This is a genomic window from Bradyrhizobium sp. CCBAU 25360, from assembly GCF_028128695.1.
Classification (GTDB): domain Bacteria; phylum Pseudomonadota; class Alphaproteobacteria; order Rhizobiales; family Xanthobacteraceae; genus Bradyrhizobium; species Bradyrhizobium ottawaense.
In genome coordinates, this window is sequence record NZ_LBJA01000045.1 from 868,182 (window position 1) to 892,793 (window position 24,612).

The 24,612-nt window shown below is 64.7% G+C and carries 23 protein-coding genes and 1 tRNA gene; 2 read left to right on the top strand and 22 right to left on the bottom strand.

Annotated features, from left to right (window positions below; all coding sequences use genetic code 11):
- Positions 1-40: 40 nt before the first annotated feature.
- Together XH81_RS38350 and XH81_RS38355 are read right to left on the bottom strand one after the other, a co-directional pair.
- The gene (locus XH81_RS38350; protein ID WP_038946790.1) at positions 41-760 is read right to left on the bottom strand and encodes an endonuclease/exonuclease/phosphatase family protein; all 720 of its coding nucleotides are present in this window, start codon (positions 758-760) and stop codon (positions 41-43) included.
- On the bottom strand, positions 760-2,793 hold the full coding sequence (locus XH81_RS38355) for a VTT domain-containing protein (protein WP_271596821.1): 2,034 nt from the start codon (positions 2,791-2,793) through the stop codon (positions 760-762). The genes XH81_RS38350 and XH81_RS38355 overlap by 1 nt, the downstream gene beginning before the upstream one ends.
- Before the next feature lie 271 nt (positions 2,794-3,064).
- On the opposite strand from XH81_RS38355, the gene XH81_RS38360 reads away from it, so the two are divergent.
- Positions 3,065-3,673, top strand: a complete 609-nt coding sequence (locus XH81_RS38360) for a hypothetical protein (RefSeq protein ID WP_028144628.1) — start codon at positions 3,065-3,067, stop codon at positions 3,671-3,673.
- A 203-nt stretch (positions 3,674-3,876) separates the two neighbouring features.
- Here XH81_RS38360 and XH81_RS38365 read toward each other — a convergent pair whose 3' ends face one another.
- The 6 genes from XH81_RS38365 to XH81_RS38390 all read right to left on the bottom strand — a co-directional run bounded on the left by XH81_RS38365 (position 3,877) and on the right by XH81_RS38390 (position 7,658).
- Complete coding sequence (locus XH81_RS38365; RefSeq protein ID WP_049801972.1) at positions 3,877-4,620, bottom strand: cation transporter; 744 nt, start codon at positions 4,618-4,620, stop codon at positions 3,877-3,879.
- Positions 4,621-4,848: 228 nt separating this feature from the next.
- The gene (locus tag XH81_RS38370; RefSeq protein WP_028144627.1) at positions 4,849-5,592 is read right to left on the bottom strand and encodes a DUF7168 domain-containing protein; all 744 of its coding nucleotides are present in this window, start codon (positions 5,590-5,592) and stop codon (positions 4,849-4,851) included.
- A gap of 49 nt (positions 5,593-5,641) precedes the next feature.
- Positions 5,642-5,731, bottom strand: a tRNA-Ser gene (locus XH81_RS38375).
- A 157-nt stretch (positions 5,732-5,888) separates the two neighbouring features.
- Positions 5,889-6,152 (bottom strand): hypothetical protein, encoded by a 264-nt coding sequence (locus XH81_RS38380; protein ID WP_028144611.1) that lies wholly within the window; start codon positions 6,150-6,152, stop codon positions 5,889-5,891.
- A gap of 70 nt (positions 6,153-6,222) precedes the next feature.
- Positions 6,223-6,393 carry a hypothetical protein gene (locus XH81_RS38385; protein ID WP_162832270.1) on the bottom strand — a complete coding sequence of 57 codons (171 nt, stop codon included), beginning with the start codon at positions 6,391-6,393 and terminating at the stop codon, positions 6,223-6,225.
- A gap of 173 nt (positions 6,394-6,566) precedes the next feature.
- A complete protein-coding gene (locus tag XH81_RS38390; RefSeq protein WP_271596822.1) occupies positions 6,567-7,658 on the bottom strand; it encodes an AI-2E family transporter in 1,092 nt (363 codons plus the stop codon).
- 160 nt (positions 7,659-7,818) lie between these two features.
- Here XH81_RS38390 and XH81_RS38395 point away from each other — a divergent pair, with 160 nt between their 5' ends.
- On the top strand, positions 7,819-8,340 hold the full coding sequence (locus XH81_RS38395; RefSeq protein WP_271596823.1) for a GNAT family N-acetyltransferase: 522 nt from the start codon (positions 7,819-7,821) through the stop codon (positions 8,338-8,340).
- A 173-nt stretch (positions 8,341-8,513) separates the two neighbouring features.
- Here the strand turns inward: XH81_RS38395 and XH81_RS38400 are convergent, their stop codons facing one another.
- The 14 genes from XH81_RS38400 to pncA all read right to left on the bottom strand — a co-directional run bounded on the left by XH81_RS38400 (position 8,514) and on the right by pncA (position 24,404).
- Complete coding sequence (locus tag XH81_RS38400) at positions 8,514-8,837, bottom strand: hypothetical protein (protein ID WP_038970325.1); 324 nt, start codon at positions 8,835-8,837, stop codon at positions 8,514-8,516.
- Between the two features lie 244 nt (positions 8,838-9,081).
- Entirely contained in the window at positions 9,082-9,399 is a 318-nt protein-coding gene (locus tag XH81_RS38405) for a hypothetical protein (protein WP_028144607.1), read from the bottom strand.
- A gap of 386 nt (positions 9,400-9,785) precedes the next feature.
- Entirely contained in the window at positions 9,786-11,636 is a 1,851-nt protein-coding gene (gene ilvD / locus XH81_RS38410) for a dihydroxy-acid dehydratase (protein WP_038946817.1), read from the bottom strand.
- 297 nt (positions 11,637-11,933) lie between these two features.
- Positions 11,934-12,857, bottom strand: a complete 924-nt coding sequence (locus tag XH81_RS38415; protein WP_442868220.1) for an ABC transporter permease — start codon at positions 12,855-12,857, stop codon at positions 11,934-11,936.
- Positions 12,854-13,783, bottom strand: a complete 930-nt coding sequence (locus tag XH81_RS38420; protein ID WP_028144604.1) for an ABC transporter permease — start codon at positions 13,781-13,783, stop codon at positions 12,854-12,856. Before XH81_RS38420 ends, XH81_RS38415 begins: the two co-directional genes overlap by 4 nt.
- Positions 13,783-14,769, bottom strand: coding sequence for an ABC transporter ATP-binding protein (locus XH81_RS38425; RefSeq protein ID WP_028144603.1), 987 nt, complete (start codon positions 14,767-14,769; stop codon positions 13,783-13,785). The genes XH81_RS38420 and XH81_RS38425 overlap by 1 nt, the downstream gene beginning before the upstream one ends.
- The gene (locus tag XH81_RS38430) at positions 14,766-15,749 is read right to left on the bottom strand and encodes an ABC transporter ATP-binding protein (protein ID WP_028144602.1); all 984 of its coding nucleotides are present in this window, start codon (positions 15,747-15,749) and stop codon (positions 14,766-14,768) included. The genes XH81_RS38425 and XH81_RS38430 overlap by 4 nt, the downstream gene beginning before the upstream one ends.
- 1 nt (position 15,750) lies before the next feature.
- A complete protein-coding gene (locus XH81_RS38435) occupies positions 15,751-17,388 on the bottom strand; it encodes an ABC transporter substrate-binding protein (protein WP_028144601.1) in 1,638 nt (545 codons plus the stop codon).
- A 23-nt stretch (positions 17,389-17,411) separates the two neighbouring features.
- On the bottom strand, positions 17,412-18,227 hold the full coding sequence (locus tag XH81_RS38440) for a sugar phosphate isomerase/epimerase family protein (RefSeq protein ID WP_028144600.1): 816 nt from the start codon (positions 18,225-18,227) through the stop codon (positions 17,412-17,414).
- Positions 18,228-18,675: 448 nt separating this feature from the next.
- Positions 18,676-19,881 carry a DUF1236 domain-containing protein gene (locus tag XH81_RS38445; protein ID WP_244626215.1) on the bottom strand — a complete coding sequence of 402 codons (1,206 nt, stop codon included), beginning with the start codon at positions 19,879-19,881 and terminating at the stop codon, positions 18,676-18,678.
- Positions 19,882-20,014: 133 nt separating this feature from the next.
- The gene (locus XH81_RS38450) at positions 20,015-20,395 is read right to left on the bottom strand and encodes a GrlR family regulatory protein (RefSeq protein WP_028144598.1); all 381 of its coding nucleotides are present in this window, start codon (positions 20,393-20,395) and stop codon (positions 20,015-20,017) included.
- A gap of 32 nt (positions 20,396-20,427) precedes the next feature.
- The gene (locus tag XH81_RS38455) at positions 20,428-22,461 is read right to left on the bottom strand and encodes an NAD(+) synthase (RefSeq protein WP_028144597.1); all 2,034 of its coding nucleotides are present in this window, start codon (positions 22,459-22,461) and stop codon (positions 20,428-20,430) included.
- A 172-nt stretch (positions 22,462-22,633) separates the two neighbouring features.
- Positions 22,634-23,749, bottom strand: coding sequence for an alpha/beta fold hydrolase (locus XH81_RS38460; protein ID WP_028144596.1), 1,116 nt, complete (start codon positions 23,747-23,749; stop codon positions 22,634-22,636).
- 16 nt (positions 23,750-23,765) lie between these two features.
- Positions 23,766-24,404 carry a bifunctional nicotinamidase/pyrazinamidase gene (gene pncA / locus XH81_RS38465; RefSeq protein WP_028144595.1) on the bottom strand — a complete coding sequence of 213 codons (639 nt, stop codon included), beginning with the start codon at positions 24,402-24,404 and terminating at the stop codon, positions 23,766-23,768.
- Positions 24,405-24,612 lie beyond the last annotated feature (208 nt).

Sequence of the window (24,612 nt, forward strand, 5' to 3'; positions counted from 1 at the left end):
CGCTCCAGCAAATATCGAAAAACAACCCCATGCACAGTAGCTATGCTATTGGACAATAAAGATTTTCTTGGGTTCTCGAAGGCCCCTGGATCTCAACATCGGCAATGACGGGCAGATGGTCCGAGAAGGCTCTCGCCTCCACGTCGGTCCAGACCTTCTCGATCCGGCTATCAGACGTCGCATAAATCCGGTCAAGCCGCATAAGGGGTAGGCGCGATGGGAAGGTGCGCAGCCGCGTACGGTTGGGGCAGGCCTGCGCGAGCACCCGCCGCACCGACTTGACCCAAAACCAATCGTTGAAATCGCCGAGGACGACGGTCCTTCCGGGTTTCACCAGGCTCACCAGGGTTTGTGCCTGGGCATACCGCTCGTGGATGCTCAGGCCGAGATGCGTGGCAACCACGCGCACGTCACCGACCGGCGTCAGGAGGCCAGTGGCAATGGCCCTGCGCGGCTCGCGCTCCCGATACGACACGTCGACGATTTCGGGCACCCCGGAGAACGGAAAGCGGCTCAGCAGCATCTGACCGTAGTCGCCATCCGCAGTGACAATCGACTTGGCGTGAACGCGGTGATCGCCGACGACACTCGCCAGCTTCGCAAACGGATCGTCGGACCTCGATCGCGAATCCACCTCCTGAAGCGCGACGACATCAGGGGCCCATTTGCGAAGGATGGAGCAGACCCCCTCCAGATCGAACTTCGGATTGAGATTGAACGTGCCGTGCACATTCCACGTCATGAAACGCACCGGCGCCATCAGCGCCTCCCGGCGAGCCAGGTCGCGAGGAATTGCGCGCCCGCGCAGACGCCGAGCCAGCCCAGGAACGCCAGCACCAACAGCAACATGCTGCTCCAGGATGCGTTGCGGGCCAAATCCGCGATCTGAGCCCCCAGCACGGCCATGGCAAGAATACCAGGCGTCATGCCAAGCAGGGTTCCGAGCAGGAAGTCGCGTAAAGGCAGCGTGCTCGCGCCAGCCACGACATTCACGACCGAGAACGGTGCGATGGGAATCATCCGGATGACGACGACAGCCAGGACGCCCTTGCCGACAACGCGGTCCTGGATCCGCGCGGCACGTCGTCCGAGCAACTGCTGAAGCCGCTGCCGTCCGAGGGCGCGCCCGATCACGAAAAGGATGAAGGCGCTGAGCAAGACACCGGCGATCGCCGTGGCGAAACCCAGCCATGGCCCAAGCGCGGCAGCCGTTGCTGCAATGAGCACGAGCACCGGAAACACCACCAGCCCGCCGACGACAAAAACCGCGATTGCGAGTGGCGGCCCCCAGACGGACTGGGAATAGGTCGACAGCAAATTCGAGATGCGGCCCGTGTCGGCGAAATCGCCCAAGGAGGTGTACGACCAGGCTATTGCCAAGCCAAGAAGCGCCACGGCGATCGATAAGATCCCGATGACGGTCTTCGTGCTCCACATGCGCGATGCCGCCCGCTCGAGATGAAGGGGCCGCTCAGGGTCCGCCACCGGCTGAACCATCGTGGCAAGGGTGCTGGTCAGGACGGAGGCTTCCACTGCCCGCAGCGTCTTCGGGCCATCGGCTTTCGACACCTCGTCCATAAGAGCAAGAAGACGATCGTCGTTTTGCCTGACGCTCTGTTCGTCGAGGCCACAAAAATGGGCTATCAGGCGATGCCGAACTGAAGCGACGGACTCCCGATGTTCGTCGGATACGGCTTCAAAGATCAGATCACATTCGCTGTCGGCGCCCATCGACCGGTTGTTCAAATTGGCCGAGCCGATCCTCAAGATCCTGTCATCGACGATCATGAGCTTGCTGTGCACCATCACGGCCGCTTCCTTGTCTCCCTCTCGTGAGACCGGGTAGACGAAGCGGATGCGATCTGCCACGCCGGCCTCGCTGAAGCAGTCGATGAACGCGCCACGGCCATTCTGCATGGCCTGGGATTCCAGCCACGAGGAATGCAGTTTTGGAGCGACGACCAGAACCCGGAGCGACGGCACGCGCTGCATCTGCTCCGCCAACTCACGCGCGATCTTGATGGCGCTGGTGAACTGGTTCTCGATGTAGATAAAACTCGTCGCGGAACGGATCGCTGCAATCAAGGAGCGTTCGACCTCCCTGATGGTCGAACCTGCAGGACAGACCACCTCGGTCCGGGCGATCCCAACCGGCATGAGCTCAGCCTCGACCGGCACATCCGCCGGCCAGCGCATCCCCTTTTGCGCACGCCGATCCTGCATCTGTAGGCCTGCCGCACGCCAGCGCTCCTCGGCCAGCTCGAACAGCGAGGCGGCAGCATCCCCGTCGACCACGCATTGAACATCATGAAACGGCGGGTATGGCTTGCCCTGGGGGTCGCAGCGCAGTTCGTGATCGGCGCGATGGTCGCTCGTATCCCAGCGCCTGATCGTCAGATCGAGCCCGCCGACGAACGCCAGCGAACCATCGATACAGACGATCTTCTGGTGCTGGGCCGAACCGAACGGAAGCGTGGAGTCCAGATGAAATCGGACGCGGCCGTCCGTGTCGGCAGTGAATTTGGCCGCGGAATTCCATTCCCGTTCGGAGGCGTAGAACGAGACGAAGTCCCAGACGAGAATGTTGATCCGCAGGTCCGGCCGGCGGTGCACGAGGGCGCGCAGAAATGGGCCGAGCAGTTCCGGCAAGCCGTCGTCCGCCCGCCCCGACGCTCCGACCAGTCTGGTCTCGCTGTGGATGTCCCACCCGATGATGTAGACGATATCTTCCGCCGCGAGCAGCGCCTCGCGCAGGGCCGCGAAATAAGCGGCAGCATCGTTCAGAACCGCCACGTGCCGCGCCTTGCACCGCCGCCAGACGGTGTCGCCGGGGATCAGGGTGGATGAGCTCTGAAGCAGGTGGACCTCGCAATCGCATTCGCGTCTAAACGCGCTGAACGCTCAAGGGGTTCCACAAATCCAGGAGGTCGAGGTTGTCTGGCGCTGGGTCTGCGCTGTGCGAAGCCGCCGTCGCAATTTCGTGAGATCACGATCATTGAGACAGGTCAATACGAGCAAGCCGAAGCTCTGGGAACCTGCCGTCGGCAAGCAGATGGAGACGGCCATGTCACAGCAGAGCAGCATGCACTTCTACCTCAATTGGGCCAAGGAGCGGATCGACGAGATGGACGCCGCATTGGCCTCGTTCGAGGTCAAGGCCGGTCAGGCCAAGGCAGAGTCCAAGGTGAAGACGGATCAACTTCTGTCCGATCTGACGACGCGCCGTGACGCGTTTCAGGCGATGCTCAGGACCCAGGCGGAAGCAGGTGAAGCCGCCTGGACGGACGCCAAGGCTGACCTGGAGAAGCAGTGGGCTGGATTCGAGGCCCAGGTGAAAACCTACTTCGAAGGCGCCGGAAAACAGTTCGAGCAGCAGCAGGCCACCTTCAAGGACGTTGCAGCGGCCCAGGCAAAGGCGTGGCGCGAAGCGGCGGACAAATTCCGCGAAGCCGCGGGTAAAGTGGCTGCAGCCCGCACCGTCGATGTCGATGCCGCGCTCCAGCAGATGAAATCCGATGCGTCCGAAGCAGAAGCGCGTCTGCAGAAGCTGAAGCAGGCCGGCAGCGAATCTTGGTCGGTCCTGAGCGCCGCACTCGCCGAATCCCGCAAGGCGTTCGACCAGGCGAACCAGGCCGCCTGGAACGCGCTGAAGGGCGGCGATCCGAAGAGCTGAGGCTTTCTCTCCAGTCGAGCTGCCCGTCAGAACAGACGGGGGGACTCAAGCGTGTGGGGCCACGGCTGCGCGAGGAAGGGTGCAGATCATCCGCCTTCCTCGTACGCTTTGGTCAATGCTCAGGTGTTCAAGAGTCGCACGTTCTAGGCATCACTGTTCATGTTGGCGGACAAGCTTCCAATCTTAATTAGCCGCCCGAGTTGTCAACGAGCGGCAGCGGTCTGCTGGCTTGCGGAGTTATCCGCGTTGAACTCGCTCCAAGCCTGTCGGAGTATCTGGATCGAGGAGGTCAGGAAGATGCCACCCATCACGGCAGCGACGAGGAGGTCGGGCCAAGCTGTGTCGGTCCCCCAAACGCCCAAGGCGGCGACCATCACGATCACGTTGCCTATTGCGTCGTTTCGCGAGCAGAGCCAAACAGACCGGACGTTCGCGTCCCCATCCTTGTACGGCCTGAGCATCAAGACCGAACCGAGATTGGCCGCAAGAGCAAGAAATCCAATCACTCCCATAACTTCTGCTTTTGGCGTACCGAGAATGAGCGTTTGGTAGACAGTCGACCCGACAACCCAGAGCGCCATCACGCTGAGAGAGAGACCCTTGAAAAGGGCGGCTGTAGCTCGGCGTCGCAGGCTCGCCCCGATCACGGCCAAGCTGAGCCCATACGTCACCGTGTCACCAAGAAAATCCAGAGCATCGGCTTTCAGCGCCTGTGAACCTGCCAGTTGCCCAGCAAGCATCTCGATCAAGAACATCGAGCCGTTGACAGCGATTACCGTCCAGAGGACCCGCTTGTACGTGGGGTCCATTCCGTCGAAGACCGGAACACCGCCGGAACAACCACACGCCGCCTCTGCGGACCCGCACGCTGTGCGCCGAACAGGTTCGAGGTTCAATGGTGGGGGGCTGCAGCAAGAGCCGCTCTGTTCGCAGCAGTCCGTCGCCATGCTGTCGGTCCTCACTTCGTGCCGAACCTACCAGCTACTGACGCTTCGCGGTAGCTGCTGTTCCACTTCGAGTCCGGTGCCGGCTGCGCGACGAAGTCGCTACCGCCCCTCGTCGCTTCCGCTCTCACAGTCTCCGCCGAATTACGGTGACGCTGCATGTTATCAGCACGCCGGCAGCATAGACGACCGACATCGCCATGCTCTCGACTCCGGCCGAAGCCGCGCCCCTCAGCTTCCCTTGCGAGCGGTCTCTGACTGCGACTCGCCAAGGCCGGGATTGATGGCCAGCGACGCGCCGGCGGCGCCGCCGGCTTCATAGGCCGTCATCGACACCATCCGGCTGGTGCTGCGCGCGGTCCGGAGCTTGAGGTCGAGCTTGTCTAATTCTGCATCGACCACCGAGGTCTTGAGGACGACCAGCCCGCGACCGGTGCTTTCGTTGACCTGATCGCGACTGGCCTTCATCGCCACCAGCCTTTGCGCGATGGACGCCACCATCCCGAGCGCGAAGGAGGCATTGGCCAGATGCCGCTCCTGGTGCCGGAACCGGGCGTAGTCGACCGAGGTCTTGAAGCGGCCAAGTTCGGCGCGCACGGCGCCGTCGATCAATTCGGCCAGGTAATGCGCGACCTCGACATCGGCGCCGAGACCGAAGAACACATAGATGTTCTCGCCGGCCGGGTTCTTCTCGCGCCAGACCCGGCAATCGCAGAAATGAGCGATCGCGCCGATGCAGTCGTCGAGCGGAATTCGCTTCTTGCGATAGGTCTCATAGACCCTCCGTTCGCACGGCGAGGCGCGCAGCTCGACGTCGGAGAGTGACAAATCGTGGCGATCCAGCAGCTCGGCGACCTTGGCGGCGGCAGACAGCGCCTCGTCCTCGGTGCAGCCATTGGCGATGGTCTTGGCGCGCAACGCCTGAATGCGGAGCTTGAGCTTGCCGAGCCCGTCCGGATTTAACGCCTGGTCCACCGATCACCTGCTCGGGAAAGCCCGACCGAGAGACCCCGTTCGGATAGACTGGCGGAAGGGGTGGGATTCGAACCCACGGTACCCTTGCGGGCACGCCGGTTTTCAAGACCGGTGCCTTAAACCACTCGGCCACCCTTCCCTCGTAACAATGCCAGGGAGTTAGCTTAGCTTTGGACTGAGCGCAACGCGAACTTGGACCCAATTTGGACCGATCGGTACGATGCCGGCGGTCTCATGCCGATTGCCGGTTCGCATCCACAGATGCGGGCACCTGGGCTACACCGCGGCCTAGGGGCCTATTTCGGCAGGCATTCCACGTTGTACGCGATGATGATCTGAGCTGGATCCGCTTTACCCAGGCTCTTGAGATCCTCCAAGCCGATTCGGAGCTTGGCGCCCGCCCCGCTCAAGCTTCCTTCAAGCGTGGCTTTGGCCTTCCGGCACCGCTCTTCGTTGGAAAACTCCTGGAAGACGACAGTCGGAAGGAGTCGCCATTCCGCCTTGTCGTTCGTCGCGGCAGGACTGATCGAGTAGGAAAAGACATACATCAGCACCCACATCGCTTTACTCCAGCCTTGGCCGGCTCGATCCGTGCGCACTTAGATGGTCACGCCTGGACACAGCTACGCTTTACTTGGAGGGCGCGCGATCAAGCCGCGATCGCTGCGCCCTCATGCGCTTGATCTCTCGACGCAGGTCTTCACTCTTTTCGTCACGCTGCTCTCCGCTCGATTTGATCCGATCATCTTGGCGCAATTTTTCGAGAGCTTTCTCGACCGAGAGCTTGTTCGTTCCGGCCATAACCGACCTCACTTGCGCTTCTGCGTTCATCAATAGCGATAGTAGGAATTACCCTGCGGGCAGGTTCAGTTGCCAATAATCGCCGCGCTGGCGCTTGATGTCCAAAAAGAGGACGCTGCGTCGTCGTGCAAGGCATTCAAGAGGCGCCGCCATCGCTGAGGCGTTGATTTAAGTCAACGGTCAGCGACAAGCTGCGCAGGCCGCACGGCCCGGTCGATGCTGATCCAGGCCGCTGTGAGTTCCCAGGCGACCGAAAGAATGATCGGTCCGATGAACAGACCGATGATCCCATGCGCGAGCGTGCCACCGATCACTCCGATCAGGATGACGAGCGCCGGCGTGGAGAGGCCCCGTCCCATGACCAGCGGCTTCAGGATGTTGTCGAGAAGACCGACGATGACGAGAAACACAGTCAGGAGCAGCGCCGTGGTGACGTCCTTGTCCATCCAGATCCAGATGACGACCGGAATGAGGACGATCCCTGCACCGAGCTGCACGATCGACAGCAGCAGAACAATGACGGCGAGCAGCCCCGCGCTTGGGATGACCGCCAGCTTGAATCCGATGCCGGCGAGCAGCGCCTGGATAATGGCGACGCCGATGACGCCTTGCGACACCGCCCGGATGGTCCCAGCCGCCAGCTCGAGGAAATGTTCGCTCTGTTCCGGCACGATTCGGAACAGGAAACCGCGGATCGCGCTGACGAGCTGCGGACCATATGGAAAGAGAAATCCGGCGACCAGCACCGACATCAGGAACTGCAGGGTGCCAAGGCCGGCGCTGCCTGCGAATGACAGCATCTTGGCGGCAATCGGCTTCAGATATGGCGCAACTTCGCGCACGGCCGCGCGGATGTTGGTGTAGGCCTGATTCCAGAGATCGTAGAGCTGCGGCCCGACCAGCGGCCAGTCCCTGATCCGCTCCGGCGCCGCCTGCAGCGCGAGATCGCCACTACCGAGTTGCCCTGCGAGCTCCCTGACCCCTTCAACCGCACTGAGGCCGAGCCAGGCCGCCGGACCGATGACGATGCCGAGCATGGTGAAGGTAAGGAGCACCGCCGCTGTCCGCGGGCGGCCGCCCAGACATTTCGCGAGCCAGCTGAAGACCGGATAGAATGCCACGGCAAGTACCGCGCTCCAGGTCAGGATCGGCACGAAGGGACGGATGATCAGGAGCGTCCACAGTATTAGCAGCGCAAGCAAGCCGAGCCGGATCACGAGCTGAACGACGTCGCTGGTGGAAAAAAGTTGGCGAAGTGTCTTCAAGGTCTGCGGCCTGCGCCCGGCTGATTGGCTCCATGCGGAAAGCCTAGCGGCCGGACTGGGACTGCAGGCTTGATCCAAATCAACCGGCAAAGGACTGAAAGCGGCCTGATCGGACGGGTGCCGTTGTCACGTAGCGGCTCAACAATTGCGACGCGAACGCATGTTGGATGCAGCAAATTACGCGCGAAACGAACAGCTCCGCGACGGTACGGCCGTGGAGATCCGTGCTCTCCGGCCAGATGACCAGGCCGCCATGCTGGCCGCGCTTGGCGAGGTGGGCACACAGTCCCTCCAGCGCCGCTTCTTCATGCTAAAGCGTCATTTCTCCGAGAAGGAACGCGCCTTTTTCGTCGAGGTCGATTTCAAGGACCATGTGGCGCTGGTCGCGTGCGTGGCGAATGCAGGTCGGAGCACCATCGTGGGCGGCGCGCGATATGTCGCAGCCGGGCCGGGCTGCGCCGAGACGGCCTTCATGGTGATCGACGCCTGGCAAGGACGCGGCATCGGCGGACTGCTGCTGCGTCACCTGATCAGCCTTGCCCGCGAAGCCAGGCTGAAGGAACTGACCGCGGAGGTGCTGCCGGACAACGCTGCGATGCTCAGTCTTCTTGGCAGATTTGGGTTCGAACGCGCAGAACGCCGCGAAGCTGATACGGTCCATATGGTACTGACGCTGACCTGATAGAAGCTCTCGGACGACGCCTCAAGCTCGCGCAAAACGCTGCCGCCTTCTGATACATGTAGCTCGGCAACAAGGGCTTACCGGTTCAAAGATCCGCTCCCTTTACACCGCGCAAAAGAAAGCGGCGCCCCGTGAGGAGCGCCGCGCAAATGTTCTTCGTGACTGCCTCTAGCTCAGTACCCGCAGGACGCGCATCCCATCTGCACCGGGGCGTAATAGGAATAGCCCGGCGAGACCATCTGGACGCGCTGGCGCGTGGCGTATTGCGGGGGGATGCGCTCGTACTGGACGCTCGGCGGCGCGACCATCACGGTCTGAGGCACCATCACGGTGCGGTACTGCGCGGGCGAGCGGTGCGCGACGACGGAGCCCGGGGAGACCATCACGGTCTCGTCGACGGTGCGGTATTGCGGCTGCACGTATTGCTGCTGATAGCAGGTCTGGCACGGCGGCGGTGCGTAGCAATTGTAGCAGCCGGCGGAGGCTGCGCCCGTCATGGAAATCGCGGCGACGGCGGTCGAGAAAACAACAGCGAGAGTACGAGACATTGCGGTGGTGCCCCAGTTGCCCAAAAATGGATTTGCGAAGGTCGCAGGGCAGTATACGCCGCAAAATCCAGGGCTGCCGAACTTCGTCGGGGCATCCTTAATGCGAATGGCCGATCGCGGCCACCCGGTAAGAACTCATTGACCACGCGTATTAACGCGAAAGGCCCTCATCCGCCTCCGTCAAGCTCGCGCTTCAGCGCCTCGCCGCTCTTTCCAAAAACTCCAGCAGCGAGGGATCTGTCTCCTCGAATTCGACAAAGCGGCGGCGCAGCTCGTCCGCTATTTCTGCGGTGGCATCTCGTGACCATCCTTCCGCGGTATTGAAGGCCACGACACGTGCCGGATGGAGATATTGCCCCTCGACGAGATGTCTGAGCAGGGTCGCCCGATTGGCGTCCTCCTCGGCAGTTTCACACCAGGCGCGGCCGAGCCGCCGGCCGAAATCATCGAGCACGAGATAGACGTCCCGGTCTGTCGTCATGTGCGGCACGAGCGATGGAGATTGACTCATGGCTTACTCCGCTAATGGCATCCGGACTGTTGCGGAGGATTCGGCGACCGCCTGGCCGGATTCGGAAAAATGGATTTCGGCTATTTTTCTTAGGATTGCACGATTAAATAAAAAAACAACGAAAATAAATAAAAATTAAATAGCAAAGTGGGCACAAATACACTAAATTCACAGGGCCTGGCGGGCGAGCCCGCACGTCGGGTGCCCACTTCGCAAAGCGGCTCTCGCCTCCACCCCCCAATAGCCCACACCCCAGGAGGCGGGGGCCGTTTCTTTACCACCCGTCCCGGCTTCATTTGTCTGTCCTGCAAAGCGCATCTGCGCGCTCGCGGGGGGACCGCGAGCGCTTCGGAGAAATCGACTCCCGCCTGAGGCATGTCGAGGCGCTATTTCGAACGCCGCTTGACCTCGCGCACGGCGCCGCGCGCGGCGCTGGTGGTGAGCGCAGCGTAGGCCTGCAGCGCGGTCGAGACGTTGCGCTTGCGCGCAGCCGGCTGCCAGGCGGCATCACCCTTCGCCTCTTCCGCGGCGCGGCGCTTGGCGAGCTCCTCGTCGGAGACCTCTAAGCTGATGCTGCGGTTCGGGATGTCGATGGCGATGCGGTCGCCGGTGCGCACCAGGCCGATGTTGCCGCCTTCGGCGGCTTCCGGCGACAGATGGCCGATCGACAGGCCGGACGAGCCGCCGGAGAAGCGGCCGTCGGTGACGAGCGCGCAGGCTTTGCCGAGGCCCATCGATTTCAGGTAGCTCGTGGGATAGAGCATCTCCTGCATGCCGGGGCCGCCGCGCGGACCTTCGTAGATGATGACCACGATCTCGCCGGCGACGACCTTGCCGCCCAGGATGCCTTCGACGGCCGCATCCTGGCTTTCGAACACGCGCGCGGGGCCCGAGAATTTCAGGATGGAAGCATCGACGCCGGCGGTCTTCACGATGCAGCCGTCCTGCGCGAGGTTGCCGTAGAGCACGGCAAGGCCCCCGTCCTTGCTGAAGGCGTGCTCGAGGTCGCGCACCACGCCCTTCTCGCGGTCGGCATCGAGCTCGTCGTAGCGGCGCTCCTGGCTGAAGGCGACCTGGGTCGGGATGCCGCCGGGCGAAGCGCGGAAGAAGGTGCGGACCGCTTCGCTCTTGGAGCGCTTGATGTCCCAGCGTTCCAGAGCGTCGTTCATGGTCGGCGCGTGCACGGTCGAGACCGAGGTGTCGATCAGGCCGGCGCGGTCGAGCTCGCCCAGAATGCCCATGATGCCGCCGGCGCGGTGCACGTCCTCGACATGCACGTCGGCGACCGACGGCGCGACCTTGCACAGCACGGGCACGCGGCGGGAAAGCCGGTCGATGTCCTTCATGGTGAATTCCACCTGCCCTTCATGGGCGGCGGCGAGCAGATGCAGCACGGTGTTGGTCGAGCCGCCCATGGCGATGTCGAGCGTCATCGCGTTCTCGAACGCCTTGAAGTTTGCGACGTTGCGCGGCAGCACCGAAGCATCGTCCTGCTCGTAATAGCGGCGGACGAGATCGACGATGGTGTGGCCGGCCTCGACGAACAGGCGCTTGCGGTCGGCATGGGTTGCCACCACCGTGCCATTGCCGGGCAGTGCCAAGCCCAGTGCCTCGGTCAGGCAGTTCATGGAGTTGGCGGTGAACATGCCCGAGCAGGAGCCGCAGGTCGGGCACGCCGAGCGCTCGATCACCTTGACGTCGTCGTCGCTGACCTTGGAATCGGCTGCGGCGACCATGGCGTCGATGAGGTCGACGGCCTTGGTCTTGCCCTGCAGCTTGACCTTGCCGGCCTCCATCGGGCCGCCCGAGACGAACACGACGGGGATGTTGAGCCGCAGCGCGGCCATCAGCATGCCGGGGGTGATCTTGTCGCAATTGGAGATGCAGACGAGGCCGTCGGCGCAGTGCGCGTTGGCCATGTACTCGACGCTGTCGGCGATCAGCTCACGCGACGGCAGGCTGTAGAGCATGCCGTCATGGCCCATCGCGATGCCGTCGTCGACCGCGATGGTGTTGAACTCCTTGGCGACGCCACCGGCCTGCTCGATCTCGCGGGCGACCAGCTGGCCGAGGTCCTTGAGATGGACATGACCGGGCACGAACTGGGTGAAGGAATTGACGACCGCGATGATCGGCTTGCCGAAATCGGCGTCCTTCATGCCGGTCGCGCGCCAGAGGCCGCGGGCACCCGCCATGTTGCGGCCGTGGGTGGTGGTGCGGGAGCGATAGGCTGGCATGGCGGTTTCCGTCCTCGGTTTGACCGGCCGGGCGGGAAAATCTGGTGCCGCCTCAGGCCTTTGTGGCCGGATAGCGCACGCGGGGAACGCGCGCAACGGGAACTTGGGGCGGACAGGGCTCCCCTGCTCCCGGCGCGGGGTTTTCGGCGCCTAGCCTACCTCTCTCCGTCATTCCGGGGCGATGCGCAGCATCGAACCCGGAATCCATCGGGCGGCAGCACCCGCGGGACAATGGATTCCGGGCTCGCGCCTTCGGCGCGCCCCGGAATGACGGCGGATGATCGCGAGGCGCATCCGTTATTGCAACGTCGGATCGAGCCGGTCGCGCAGCCAGTCGCCGATCACCGAAACTGCCAGCGTGGTCACGACGATGGTGGCGGCCGGCGCCAGCATGATCCAGGGGGCCCGGGTCAGGTATTCGCGGCCGTAGCCGACCATGTTGCCGAGGCTGGTCATCGGCGGCTGCACGCCGAGGCCGAGGAAGGACAGGCCTGACTCCATCAGGATCACCTCGGGGAAGACAAGCGTGGTCGAGACGATCAGGGTCGAGGCGATGTTGGGCAGGATGTGCCGGAGGTAAATCCGGGGCGGCGTCGCCCCCAACTGGCGGACCGCCGCGGCGTAGCCTTGCGCATTGGCGGAGATGGCAAGGCCGCGGGCGATGCGGGCGTAGCGCTCCCAGCCGAACATGCCCATCAGGCCAATCAGCAGCGGCAGCGAATTGCCGAAGAAGGCGAGCACCGCGAGCGCCATGATCAGGAACGGCATGCTGGCCTGGAAGTCGGTCAGCATCAGCACGAACTGCTCCACGGCCCCGCGGAAATGCGCGGCGAGGAAGCCGAGCGTGGTGCCGACCACCGCCGAGATGGCGGTCGCGCCGAAGGCAATCAGCAGCGAGATGCGGATGGAGACCAGAAGGCGCGAGAGCACGTCGCGGCCGAGCTCGTCGGTGCCGAGCCAGTGCGCGACATTGCCGGGCGCGGCCAGCCGATTGCGCAGGTCGAGCTGGGTGAAGCTGTAGGGCGCGATCTTCTCCGCGAAAGCCGCAACCACCAGCATCGCGACGATCCAGGCGGCCGCAAGCAGGACCGAGACCGGGATCGCCGGCAGGCTGATGCGGCGGCGGACGCTAGATTCCAGTTTTAACGCGTTTTCTTTACGCGAACCGGAGACCACTTCGCTTGAAAACGCTTTGGTGTCCTTCAGCGTGGCGTCGGTCATGCGTGCGCTCCTTTGGCGCGCAACCGCGGATCGAGGAAGCCGTAGAGGAAGTCGACAATGAGGTTGGACGTGACCATGGTCATGGCGACCAGCAGCAAGATGCATTGCACGACGGCGAGGTCACGATTGGCAACCGCGACGACGAGAAGCCGCCCTACTCCCGGCCAGGCAAATACACTCTCGACCACGACCGCGCCCGCGATCAGCGTGCCCACCATGAAGCCGAGAATGGTGACGGTCGGGATCGCCGCATTCGGCAGCGCATGCGATGTCACCACCCTGCGCCACGGCACGCCCTTTGCGGATGCGGTGCGGATATAGGGCTGGCCCAGCACCTCCAGCATCGCGCTGCGGGTGAATCGCGCCAGCACGGCCGCGCCGCCGAGGCTCAGCGTCGCAATGGGAAGGATCGCGTGGCGCCAGCTGTCCTGCCCGCCCGAGGGCAGCCAGCCGAGCTGCACGGCGAACACGAGCACCAGCAGCAGCGCCAGCACGAAGCTCGGCACGGTGAAGCCGGCCACCGCCGTCATCATCACGGCGCGGTCAATTGCGGAGCCCCGGTGCAGCGCGGCGTAGATGCCGGCGGGAACGCCGAGCGCGACCTTGAAGGCGAAGGCCGGTAAGGTCAGCGCCAGCGTCGCCGGAATCCGCTCCAGCACCAGCTCGATCGCGGGCCGTCCGTCGCGCATGGAGCGGCCGAGCTCGCCCTTTGCGATGGCGCCGAAATAATCGAGATACTGAAACCAGATGGGATCATCGAGGCCCCAGGCCTTGCGGAACGCCGCGAGCACCTCGGGCGGCGCCTCCGGTCCCAAAATCATCAGCGCAGGGTCGCCTGACAGCCGCAGCACGACGAAGGCGAAGGTGACGACGAGCACGATCGTGAGCGCCGCGCGTCCAATGCGAATGGCGAAGTAGCGTCCCATCACGCCGCGTCCCGTGTCTCGGCGCCCGTGACGAGATGGCAGGCGACCTGCCTGTTGCCACCGACAGCCGCGAGCGCCGGCACCTCGCGCGCACAGCGCGCGATCGCGCGCGGGCAGCGCGGATGGAAGGTGCAGCCTTGCGGTCGCGCGGCTGGGTTCGGCGGATCGCCCGCGAGCACGATGCGGCCTGCGCTGCGGCGGCCCGGTGCCGGCGAGGCGGACACCAGCGCCTGGGTGTAGGGATGCTCCGGTCGCGCGAACAGATCGTCGGCGCTGCCGACCTCGACGATGCGGCCGAGATACATCACGGCGACGACATTGCTGATCTGCCTGACGACGCGCAGATCGTGGCTGATGAACAGCAAGGTGAGCGAGAGTTGGGCCTGGAGATCGCAAAGCAGGTTCACCACCTGCGCCTGGATCGAGACGTCGAGGGCGCTGACCGGCTCGTCGCAGACCAGGAAGTCGGGCTTTGTCGCCAGCGCCCGCGCCAGCACGATACGCTGACGCTGGCCGCCGGACAGTGCGCCCGGATAACGCGCGCCATGCGCAGGCGTCAGCTCGACGGCGCGCAGCAATTCGCGGACGCGCTCATCGCGCATCGTGGGTGAGCCGACGCCGTGAATGTCGAGGGGCTCACGGATTTGCGCCGCGACCGGCAAACGGCGGTCCAGCGCGCCGAGCGGGTCCTGGAAGATCATTTGCATGCGGGCGCGCTCTGCGCTCCAAGCCGGCGTGCCCGGCGCAGCCATCGGCTTGCCGTCGAACCTCACCTCGCCGCTATCGGGCGGCTCGAGGCCGAGCACGACGCGTCCGGTGGTCGACTTGCCCGAACCGGACTCGCCGACGAGGCCCAGCGTTTCGCCTTTGCGGATCGTCAGCGACACGCCATCGACCGCGTGCACGGCTGTGCTGCGCCCGAACATCCCGGAACGCTGGGAATAACTGCGAGCGATCGCGGACACCTCGACGAGCGGCGGGCTCATTCGGCCGCGATCCCGAGCAGCGCGCGGCGCGAGGCTTCGGCGCGGATGCAGGCGACAGCCCGATCATCGGCGATGGGCGCCAGACTCGGCGCGGAAACGCCGCACGCCTCGGCCGCCATCGCACAACGCGGCGCGAAGGCGCAGCCATCAGGCATCATCGCGGGATCGGGCACGGTGCCGGGAATGGCGGTGAGACGGCGGCGTGGTCCGTCGAGCGGCGGCAGCGCGCCGATCAGGCCCTGGGCATAGGGATGCACGGGATCGGCGAACAGCTGGTTGGCGGGGGCCTGCTCGACGATGCGGCCGGCATACATCACCGCGACGCGGTCGCAATTCTCCGCGACGACGCCGAGATCATGGCTGATCAGCACCATCGCCATGCCGAGTTCGCGGCGGACCGTCGAGAGCAGCTCCAGGATCTGGGCCTGAATGGTGGCATCCAGCGCCGTGGTCGGCTCGTCCGCGATCAGGAGATCCGGATTTCCGGCAAGCGCCATCGCGATCATGATGCGCTGGACCTGGCCGCCGGAGAATTCGTGCGGATAGGCCTCCAGCCGCCGGCCCGCATCGGGAATGCCGACGAGATCGAGCAGCCGCCGCGCTTCCGCCTTCACGGCGCTGCCTTGGAGATCGCGATGCAGCGCCAGTGCTTCGCAGAGCTGCTTGCGGATGGTCAAGACCGGGTTGAGCGCGCTCGCCGGATCCTGGAAGATCATGGCGACGCGCCCGCCCCTGACCTGGTCGAGCTCGGCGGCCGGCGCGCCGAGGATCTCGCGTCCGTCGAGCCGCACCGAGCCCGAGACCTTGGCATGCCGTGGCAACAGCCCGAGCGCGGCAAGCCAGGTCACCGACTTGCCCGATCCGGACTCGCCGACGAGGCCGAGCGCCTCGCCCTTGCCAAGAGCGAGATCGACACCGCGCAGGACCGGCACGCCGCTGAAGGCGACGCTCAGGCCTGCAATGCTGACCAGTGGTGACACCTCAGGCCTCGAAATTGCCGGCGCGGAAATCAATCGCGAACGCCGGCGAGGCCTTCCACTTGATCGACTTCGGCTTGGCCGTGAAGGTCGCGTTCTGGTGCAGCACCGTGTAGGCGGGGTCTTCGCGCTCGGCGATCTCCAGCATGCGGCGGAACGCCTTCTTGCGGGCGGCACGGTCGGTCGAGGTCTCCAGGAATTCCGAGAGCTTGTTCAGCTCGACATTGGTCCATTCGCCGATCTGCTGCTGCTGGCCGTTCGGGCCGTGCTGGGCGACCAGCGAGGAGACCGGATCGTTGAAGGCGGCCGAGTTAGACCAATCGCGCACGGCGCGCGTGGGCGCGCGCTCCATGATCTGCGACCAGTTCTCCTTGGTCTCTATCTGGACGTTGAGGCCGACCGACTTCCACATCTCGACCAGCACCTGTGCGGTCGCGACCTGGTTGGTGTAGTAATTGTTGAGCAGGCGATAGGGAATCGGATCGCCCTTGTAATTGGCCTGCTTGAGCAGATCCTGCGCCAGCTTTGGATCATAGGCTGGCACGCTCCAGTCGGAGTTGAACATGTCGCCGTAGAACTCCCACTGCAGCCCCTTCGGCACGCGGGTGCGGCCGGCCCACAGGCTGTCGACGATGGCCTGGCGGTCGATCGCGTGGGTGAAGGCGCGCCGCACCAAGGGATTGGCGAGCTGGGCGTGGTTCTTGTCGAACACGGTCAGGCGGTGGTTGAGGATGGTGCCGCCCTGCACTTCGAACGCGGCGTTCTTCTCGATGCCGGCGATCTGGTCCGGCGGGATGTCGCAGGCGAACTGGTACTCGCCCGAGAGCAGCCCGTTGATGCGGCTGGCAACCTCCGGCACTTCCAGGAAGCGGATGCGCTTGAGCGGCGGACGGCCGCCCCAATATTCGTCGTGCGCTTCCAGCGTCAGCGACACGTCGGGCTTGAGCTCGACAACCCTGTAGGGGCCGGTCGTCACGGGCTTGCGCGCCCAATCGAGATAGCTCGCGGATTCGTCCCAGGCGCGGCGGTTCATGATGTCGGAGCCGTAGCGCGACAGCCGGCCCTCGATCGTGACGTCGGGCGTCGCGTTGTAGAAGCGCACCGTGTATTTATCGACCGCATCGACCCGCACGAGGTCCGGCCAAATCCGGCGTGCGACCGCGGGGACGTCCGGCGGCAATTCCTTGCCCGGCCGCGGCGTCGGGATCTTCTCGAAGGCCTGGATGGTGGAGCGGCTCTTCGCCTCGGTCTCGCCGAACATGCGCTCGCGGCTGAAGGTGAAGACGACGTCCTCTGCGGTCAACTCGTCACCGTTGTGGAACTTGACGCCCTGGCGCAGCTTCACCTCGACGGTCTGGTCGTCGATGCGGCGCCATTCGGTGGCAAGGCCGGGCACGGCCTCGAGGCTGCCGCGCCAGTTCTTGGAGATCAGGCCTTCCCAGATCGAGGAGAAGAACACGCGCTCGCCGACATTGGACTGCTCGCGCAGCACGTCGAGCACGTTCGCATTCGTCACCTTCTGCACGGCGATCGTCACCGACGGACGGTTGTCGCCCTGCGCGATCGCAAAGCGCGGCAGCAGCAGCGTACCTGCGGCGGCGCCGCCGGTTTTCAGGATGGCGCGACGGGTGAATTTGCTCATGGCGGTAGCCCCAGATGATGCGGTTATTCGGCGAGACCGCGCGCGGCCAGATAGGCTGCGCCGGCGCGGACGTCGTCGTGGTTGCGGAGTTCGAGGATCAGCCGCGGGTTGGAATTCAGCCGTCCAAGGGCACGGAACACGGCGACCCAGGGGATGTTGCCTTCGCCCGGCGCCCAGTGCCGGTCGGCAAAGCCGTCGGTGTCCTGCAGATGCACATGGGTCAGCATGTCGCCAGCGGTCTCGACATAATAGTCGACCGGCGGCGCGCCGGTGGAGATGTGGGCGTAGTTGGCGTGCCCGGTGTCGAGCGAGACGCGGACCTTGGCGCTTTCCAGCGCCCTGGCGAGGCGCACCCGGTCGCGCGGATCCTTGTCCTCGATGTTCTCGATGACGATCTCGCAGCCGATGGTCTCGGCGCGCGCGATCACCTCGGCGAGCGTCGCCTTGACACGTTCGACCAGATTGCCGCGATTGTCAGGATAGAGATCGAGATTGTTGTGGTCCCAGGTCGTGAACGGCGAATGGATCACCATCTGCGTCGCGCCGAGGAACTCGGCGGCGTCGAGGCCCTGAAGCAGGCGCTTGGTCACGGCCTGGCGGATCATGGGATCGTGGCTGTCGATCTTGAAGCCCCAGAACGGGCCGTGAATGCCGAGCCGGCCGGTATGGCCTACCAGCATCTGCTTGATCTCGCCGGCCGTGCTCCGCCAGTCGCTGTCGAGAAGATCGGCGCGGAAGAAATCCTGGATTTCGAGATCGCGCTGCCGGTCGAGGAGCCAGTCGCGATGTGCAGGGATCGATTTGATGGACAATGCGGCGCCCAGCACCGGCTTCGACATGGCTTGCTCCTTCGCCGTCAGCGATGACGGGAGCAGCGCTAGACCAGTTCAATGACAGGCCCGTGAATTCGAGTTGCGCGGCGCCGAGGAGATGTGGACATCCTGCCGATCGCGTGCCGCGGACCAGGCAACAGCGATCAGACCACCGATGCAGAACGGGCACATGGCAAGCGGTATCTATGTCCGTAGTGATCCGGAATGGAATCCTATCGCGATGTCACGTACATCGCGTGCATCGATCGGCGGCCACTTCCACGGGCATCACCCTCTGATCGCGCTACATGGGGTTGGGGGACCACATGGGGCGGGGGATTGAAGGCTGGGGCAAGGTGACGAGGTCCGGACTCCTAGGCACTCCGGACCTCGAAACTTTCAGATTGAACGCAGCAACGCGCCGTCCGGTTGGGGCATCCGGGCGGCGCGTTGTCGTTTCAGCGTCGTCTTTCGATCAGCGCGTTTGCGGCTCGATCGTCACCGAGCAGTCGCCCTGCCCTTGCGTCGCGACCACGATATTGCCGGCGGCCGCCCCAAGGGCGACCGGTGCGGACGAGCTGCCATCCGGCATCTGAACCGTCACGCTCAGCGAATCCGTGCGCGCGGTCGAGCCGACCGTTGACGGCTCTGCCTGGGCGACATTGCCCGACGCATCACGCCGCATGATCTGACAATTCACGCTATTGTTCGTCGCGCTGCCGGCGGCTGCCACGTTCGACGAGGCCGCGCCGCCCATCTGCGCGCGGGCTCGCGACGGATCGCGCGGCACTTGGCTGACGATGCGATGCGTCCGCGGCTCCACGATGACGACGTCGTCATCGGTCGCGAAATACTCGTAATCCCGATATTGGGGCTCGATCGTGACGATCTCCGGCGGCAGCCGGTAGAGACGCACGCGCGGTGGGATCGTCTCGCCGATCCGGATCGAGATGTTCAGGTTGCGCTCCGGCTGCGCCAATCGCGCGCGGCTCACCGTTTCAGACATCCGCACCTGCTTCTCGGTGGTCACGCTGGTCTGCTGACCAACCTGCGTGTTGGTCTGGGTGGTCTGATTGGCTTGATTGGTCTGCGTACCGGAAGGTGCGGTTTGCGCATTGTTGGTCGGAGCTGCGCGGTTCGTGTCCGTCGCGGTGGCCGGCCGGTTGTTCTGTTGCGCCGGCTGTTGCTCGGCGGCATTGCGCGGAGGCTGGTTCTGCTCTTTCTGGTTGGCCGCAGCTCCCGTGCGCTCGTTCTGCTGGCCAGCCGGAACGGTCTTGGATTTCTCGGACTCGGCGGTTGATTTCTGCGGCGCAGACTTGTCCTGCTTCGTCTCGGCGCTGCTCTTGCCGGTCTCGCGACCTTGTTTCGCCGTGTCGGCTTCTCGGTTGCGATCTCGCGATGGCTCGCGAGACTCCTGGGCCTGCTCTTTCGCATTGGGCTGGCCGCGTTCAGCGGCGGTGCCTTGTCGTCCCTTCTCTTCCTCCGCACGGCGGCCGCCGCCTTTCTCCTCGCGGCCGGCTCCCTGCACCTTCTCTTGTGCGCCCTGGGCGCGATCTTGGACGCGTTCTTGAGCTGCACCACCGCGCTGGGGCGCGGCGCCTTTCGCCGGTTCCTCGGTCCGTTTTGGCTCGTCTCTGCGCTCACCGGGCGCCTGGGCGTAGGCGATGCCGGACGCGAGCATGAGCCCGACGGCCGCAGTCGATAACATCAAGTGTTGACGCATGGTCCCTCTCCTCGACAATTCGCAACAACAGACGCGAACGCTCTGTAGGTGCGAAGGTTCCTGAGCAGGAACGAGGGCCGATCACGCGGATTTAAATCGCGTCCTTCAATGTGAGGCGGGCCGTGAATGTCACGCTGGTCTTGCCGACCAGTGCCATGCCTTCGACCTCGGCACCGCCTGCGGAATAGTCGCCCGAGAAGCCGCAGGTGACCTCCCTGCCGCCGAACGCAAGCGTCCTGCCGACCGCTTCGGTATGCTGATTGACGATCATGTCGCCCCGCCACTTGCCGTTCCGGAAGGTGTAGGTGCCGGTGTAGTAGAAATAGCTGTCGCCGCCCATGATGCGTCCGTCGCACAGCACGACGACGCCCCTCGCCTGCCCGCGCTTGCCGTCGCGCATTTCGATGTCGAAGATGTAGAGGCCGTTGACGACCCTGGCCTCCTCCGCTTCCGCTCCATCCCCTGCCGACATCAGATCATCTCCCCAACGATCCGCCTCCCCGATCAGTTCGGCACGTTCCGCTCGAGATCCTCGAGCCATGCCGCCGCGCTCGAATCCGAGGGCGCACGCCAATCGCCGCGGGGCGACAGCGAGCCGCCCGCCGAGACCTTTGGGCCGTTCGGCATCGCCGAGCGCTTGAACTGGCTGAAGGCGAAGAAGCGGCGCAGGAACACCTCGAGCCAGCGGCGGATGTCCTTGAGATCATAGGCCTTGCGCCGGTCGCTCGGGAATGCCGGCGGCCATTCGCCATTGGCGACATCCTTCCACGCGTGCTGCGCCATGAAGGCGATCTTGGACGGACGCATGCCGAACCGCAGCGTGTAGAATAGGTTGAAATCCTGCAGCTCGTAAGGGCCGACGGATGCTTCGGTGCTCTGCGGCTTCTGGCCGGGCTCGACCGGCACCAGCTCAGGCGAGATCTCGGCGGCCAGGATCGAGCCAAGCGTCCGGTTGACGTCGTCGCCGAACTGCTTCGATGAGATTACCCAGCGGATCAGATGCTGGATCAGCGTCTTCGGCACGCCGGCATTGACGTTGTAATGTGCCATCTGGTCGCCGACGCCATAGGTGCACCAGCCGAGCGCGAGCTCGGAGAGATCGCCGGTTCCGATGACGATGCCGCCGTGATGGTTGGCGAGCCGGAACAGGTAATCCGTACGCAGGCCGGCCTGCACGTTCTCGAAGGTGACATCGTAGACCTTCTGGCCATTGCCGAAGGGATGGCCGATATCCTTCAGCATCTGCGTCGCGGTGGTGCGGATATCGAGCTCCTGCCAGCTCGTCTGCAACGCCTGCATCAGCGCCAATGCATGGGTCTTGCTTTCACTGCCGGTGGCAAAGCCCGGCATGGTGTAGGCCAGGATGTTTTCGCGCGGCAGGCCGAGCAGGTCGACTGCCTTGGCGGCGACGATCAGTGCATGGGTGGAATCAAGCCCGCCCGACACGCCGATCACGACGCGCTTGGTGCCGGTCGCGCGCATGCGCTGCACGAGGCCGGCGACCTGGATGTTGTAGGCCTCGTAGCAATCCTGCTCGAGCAGGCTTTCGTCGCTCGGCACGAACGGAAAGCGCTCGACCTTGCGCAGGAAGCCGATGTCGGCGGCCGGCGGCTTCAGCGCGAATGTCACCTTGCGGAAAAACGCCTCGCGCTGCCGGCGGTTGTCATCGAACGTCCCCATCGAGGCACGCTCCTGCCTGAGCAGATCGAGATCGACGTCAGCCAGCGTGATCTGGCCGCCCTGGCGGAACCGCTCGCCCTCGGCCAGCAGCACGCCGTTCTCGTAGATCGAGGTCTGGCCGTCCCAGGAAAGATCCGTGGTCGATTCCCCGGCCCCAGCGGCCGAATAGACGTACGCCGCGAGGCAGCGCGCCGATGTCGATTGGCACAGCAGCGCGCGCGAGCGCGCCCGGCCGATCGTGATCGGGCTGCCCGAGAGATTGATCAGCACGCTCGCGCCCGCAAGCGCCAGCTCCGAGGCCGGCGTCACCGGAATCCACATGTCCTCGCAGATCTCGACGCCAATGGTGAGGCCCGGAACGTCCTCGGCCGCAAACAAGAGGTCAACGCCGAACGGCGCATGCAGCCCGCCGAACGCGATCGTCTCTCCGACCATGCCGGCGCCGGAGGCGAAATGCCGCCCTTCGTAGAATTCGCGGTAGGTCGGCAGGTACGTCTTCGGCACCACGCCGAGGATGTTGCCGCGGTGAATGACGACGGCACAATTGTAGATGCGATGACCAAAGCGCAGCGGCGCTCCGACGATCAGGACCGTCATCAGTCCCGCTGAGGCCTCAACGAGGCCTACGAGGCCGCGCTCGACCGCATCGAGCAGCGGATCCTGCTTGACCAGGTCTTCGATCGCATAGCCGGACAGGCACAGCTCGGGAAACACCGCGACCGCCACCGACTGCTCATGGCAGGCATCGGCCGCCGCCAGCACGGCCTTTGCGTTGGCCGAGGGATCGGCGACATGGGACGTGGTGACACAGGCCGCCACGCGCGCAAATCCGTGGGCGTAGATCGAGTGGAAAGTCATCGAGCGCAGTACCCTTAATCTCTTCGCTGCCGAAGCCGTCAGCTCCAGACCCTATGTAGCCCATCGACCCGGTCCCGTGCAGGCCATCCGCCGTCATGCATAACGGATTTGCGCCGCGGTCTGCCCAGCGCCATCTGCCCAGCGCCTTGGTCTGCCCGGTACCTTGGCGAGCTCAGGCGCTGCGGGCCAGCACGCCGGACAGATCGTCGCGCAGCCACGCGGCGATCCGCGACCAGGCGTGCGCGTGGGTGCGCGCGCCCATGAACAGGCCGAGATGATTGCTCGGCTCGGAAGCCGCCGCAATGAAGGCTGGCGGCGTGCCGAGGAGACCGGCGGTGGCGAGCGCCTGCGCAGCCGGCACGACCTCGTCGTCGAGTCCGGCCAGCAGGAAGACCGGCGCCTTGACGTCCGTCGGATCGACCGTGCGACCAAGAGCGACGAAACTGCTGCTAGCGATCTGGTTCTCCCTGAAAATCCGGTTGACGATCTCCAGATAGTATTTGCCCGGCAGATCGAGCGTCTCGGCGTTCCAGCGGTCGAACCGCGCGAGCAGCGCCGCGCCCTCCTCGTCCGACAAGTCTCTCTGCAACGCCGTTACGATGTCGTCGCGGTTCGGCGCCTTGGACCAGAAGCGCAGCATCTCCTCGCCGCGGACATTGCCGCCGCCGCGTGCGACGAGCTGGTCGTAGACCATCTCGGGCGCGTTGCGGGTGAGCCGGCACAACGAAGATTCAATCGACAGATCCACGGGAGCGCCGACCAGCACCAGCCGCCGCACCTTGGCCGGAAAGCGCGCCGCATAAAGCAGCGACAGCCAGCCGCCCTGGCACAAGCCGACCAGATCGACCGGCGCGCCGATCTCGTCAACGGCGACATTGAGATCGCCGAGATAGCTGTCGATCGAGAGATAGCGCATATCCGGCGTCGCCGACCGCCAGTCGGTGAGATAGACCCGGTCGATGCCGCCGGTCTGCAGCGACTGCACTACACTGTGGCCGGGGGCGAAATCGGCGATCAGGGCCCGATGCAGCGCATAGGGCGCGCAGACCAGCGCCGGCTGGCCGGACCGCGTCTGCGAGCAATCGCGCAGGCGCATGGTCGCGAGCTCCAGCGCCACGGTGCTCGGGGTCGTCCAGGACAAAGTGCTGTCGTCCTGCTCCGCCGGACCGCGCTCCAGCCACCAGAAGCAGCTGTCCATGGCGAGGCGCGCCGCTGCCAACGGCCACAGCAGCGGGTCGTCCGGGACGGGCCCCTGCGCGCCGCTCTGTTTGCCGGCCTGATTCACCATGGCTATCTCACCATCGTCACAGGAACGCCTCGAGGCTCACGATGGAGATGCCGAGGTCGCGAAAACTCCGATGGGCCGCGGCGACGGAGCCGTCGAGATCGATGCCGCGGCAGGCGTCCTCGATGACGGCGACCTCGAACCCTGCCTTGCGCGCATCCTCCGCCGAGAAGCGGACGCAGAAATCAAGCGCGAGGCCGGCGACGAACACGGTCTTCAGTTCGCGTTCGCGCAAATATCCAAGCAGTCCCGTCGGCGTCCGCTTGTCGTTCTCGAACAGCGCCGAATAGGAATCGATGCCACGGCGAAAGCCCTTGCGCACCACGAGGCTCGCCCTGACCACGTCGAGATCGCGATGGAACTCCGCACCAGAGGTACCCTGCACGCAGTGCGCCGGCCAGAGCACCTGGGTGCCGTAGTCGAGTTCGATGGTCTGGAACGGCTGCTTGCCCGCATGGTTCGGCGCGAACGAGACGTGGTCGCGCGGATGCCAGTCCTGGGTCAGCACCACATTGGCGAATTTTTGGGCGATTCGGTTGATGGCAGGGACGACCTTCTCGCCGCCGGGAACGGCAAGCGCCCCGCCGGTGCAGAAATCGTTCTGCACGTCGATCACCAGCAAGACGTCGCGGTCGGAAATCTTCATCGCCGGTCTCATTCGATGTGCCCGGCGCGCCGGCGCCGGACAAGTCCGCTGAGTGTCGGCCTTCCCGCGCCGCTTCGCAACCGCCCACGCCATGCGAAGCCCCGCGCGAATTGGTCATGGGAAGACCCCCATGATGCAACGGTTTGGCCTCGTCCGTGTTGACTAGGCGCACCCAAGGGCGGATTCTCGCACTGTCCGCGCCTGCGCGGATCGGGTCGAA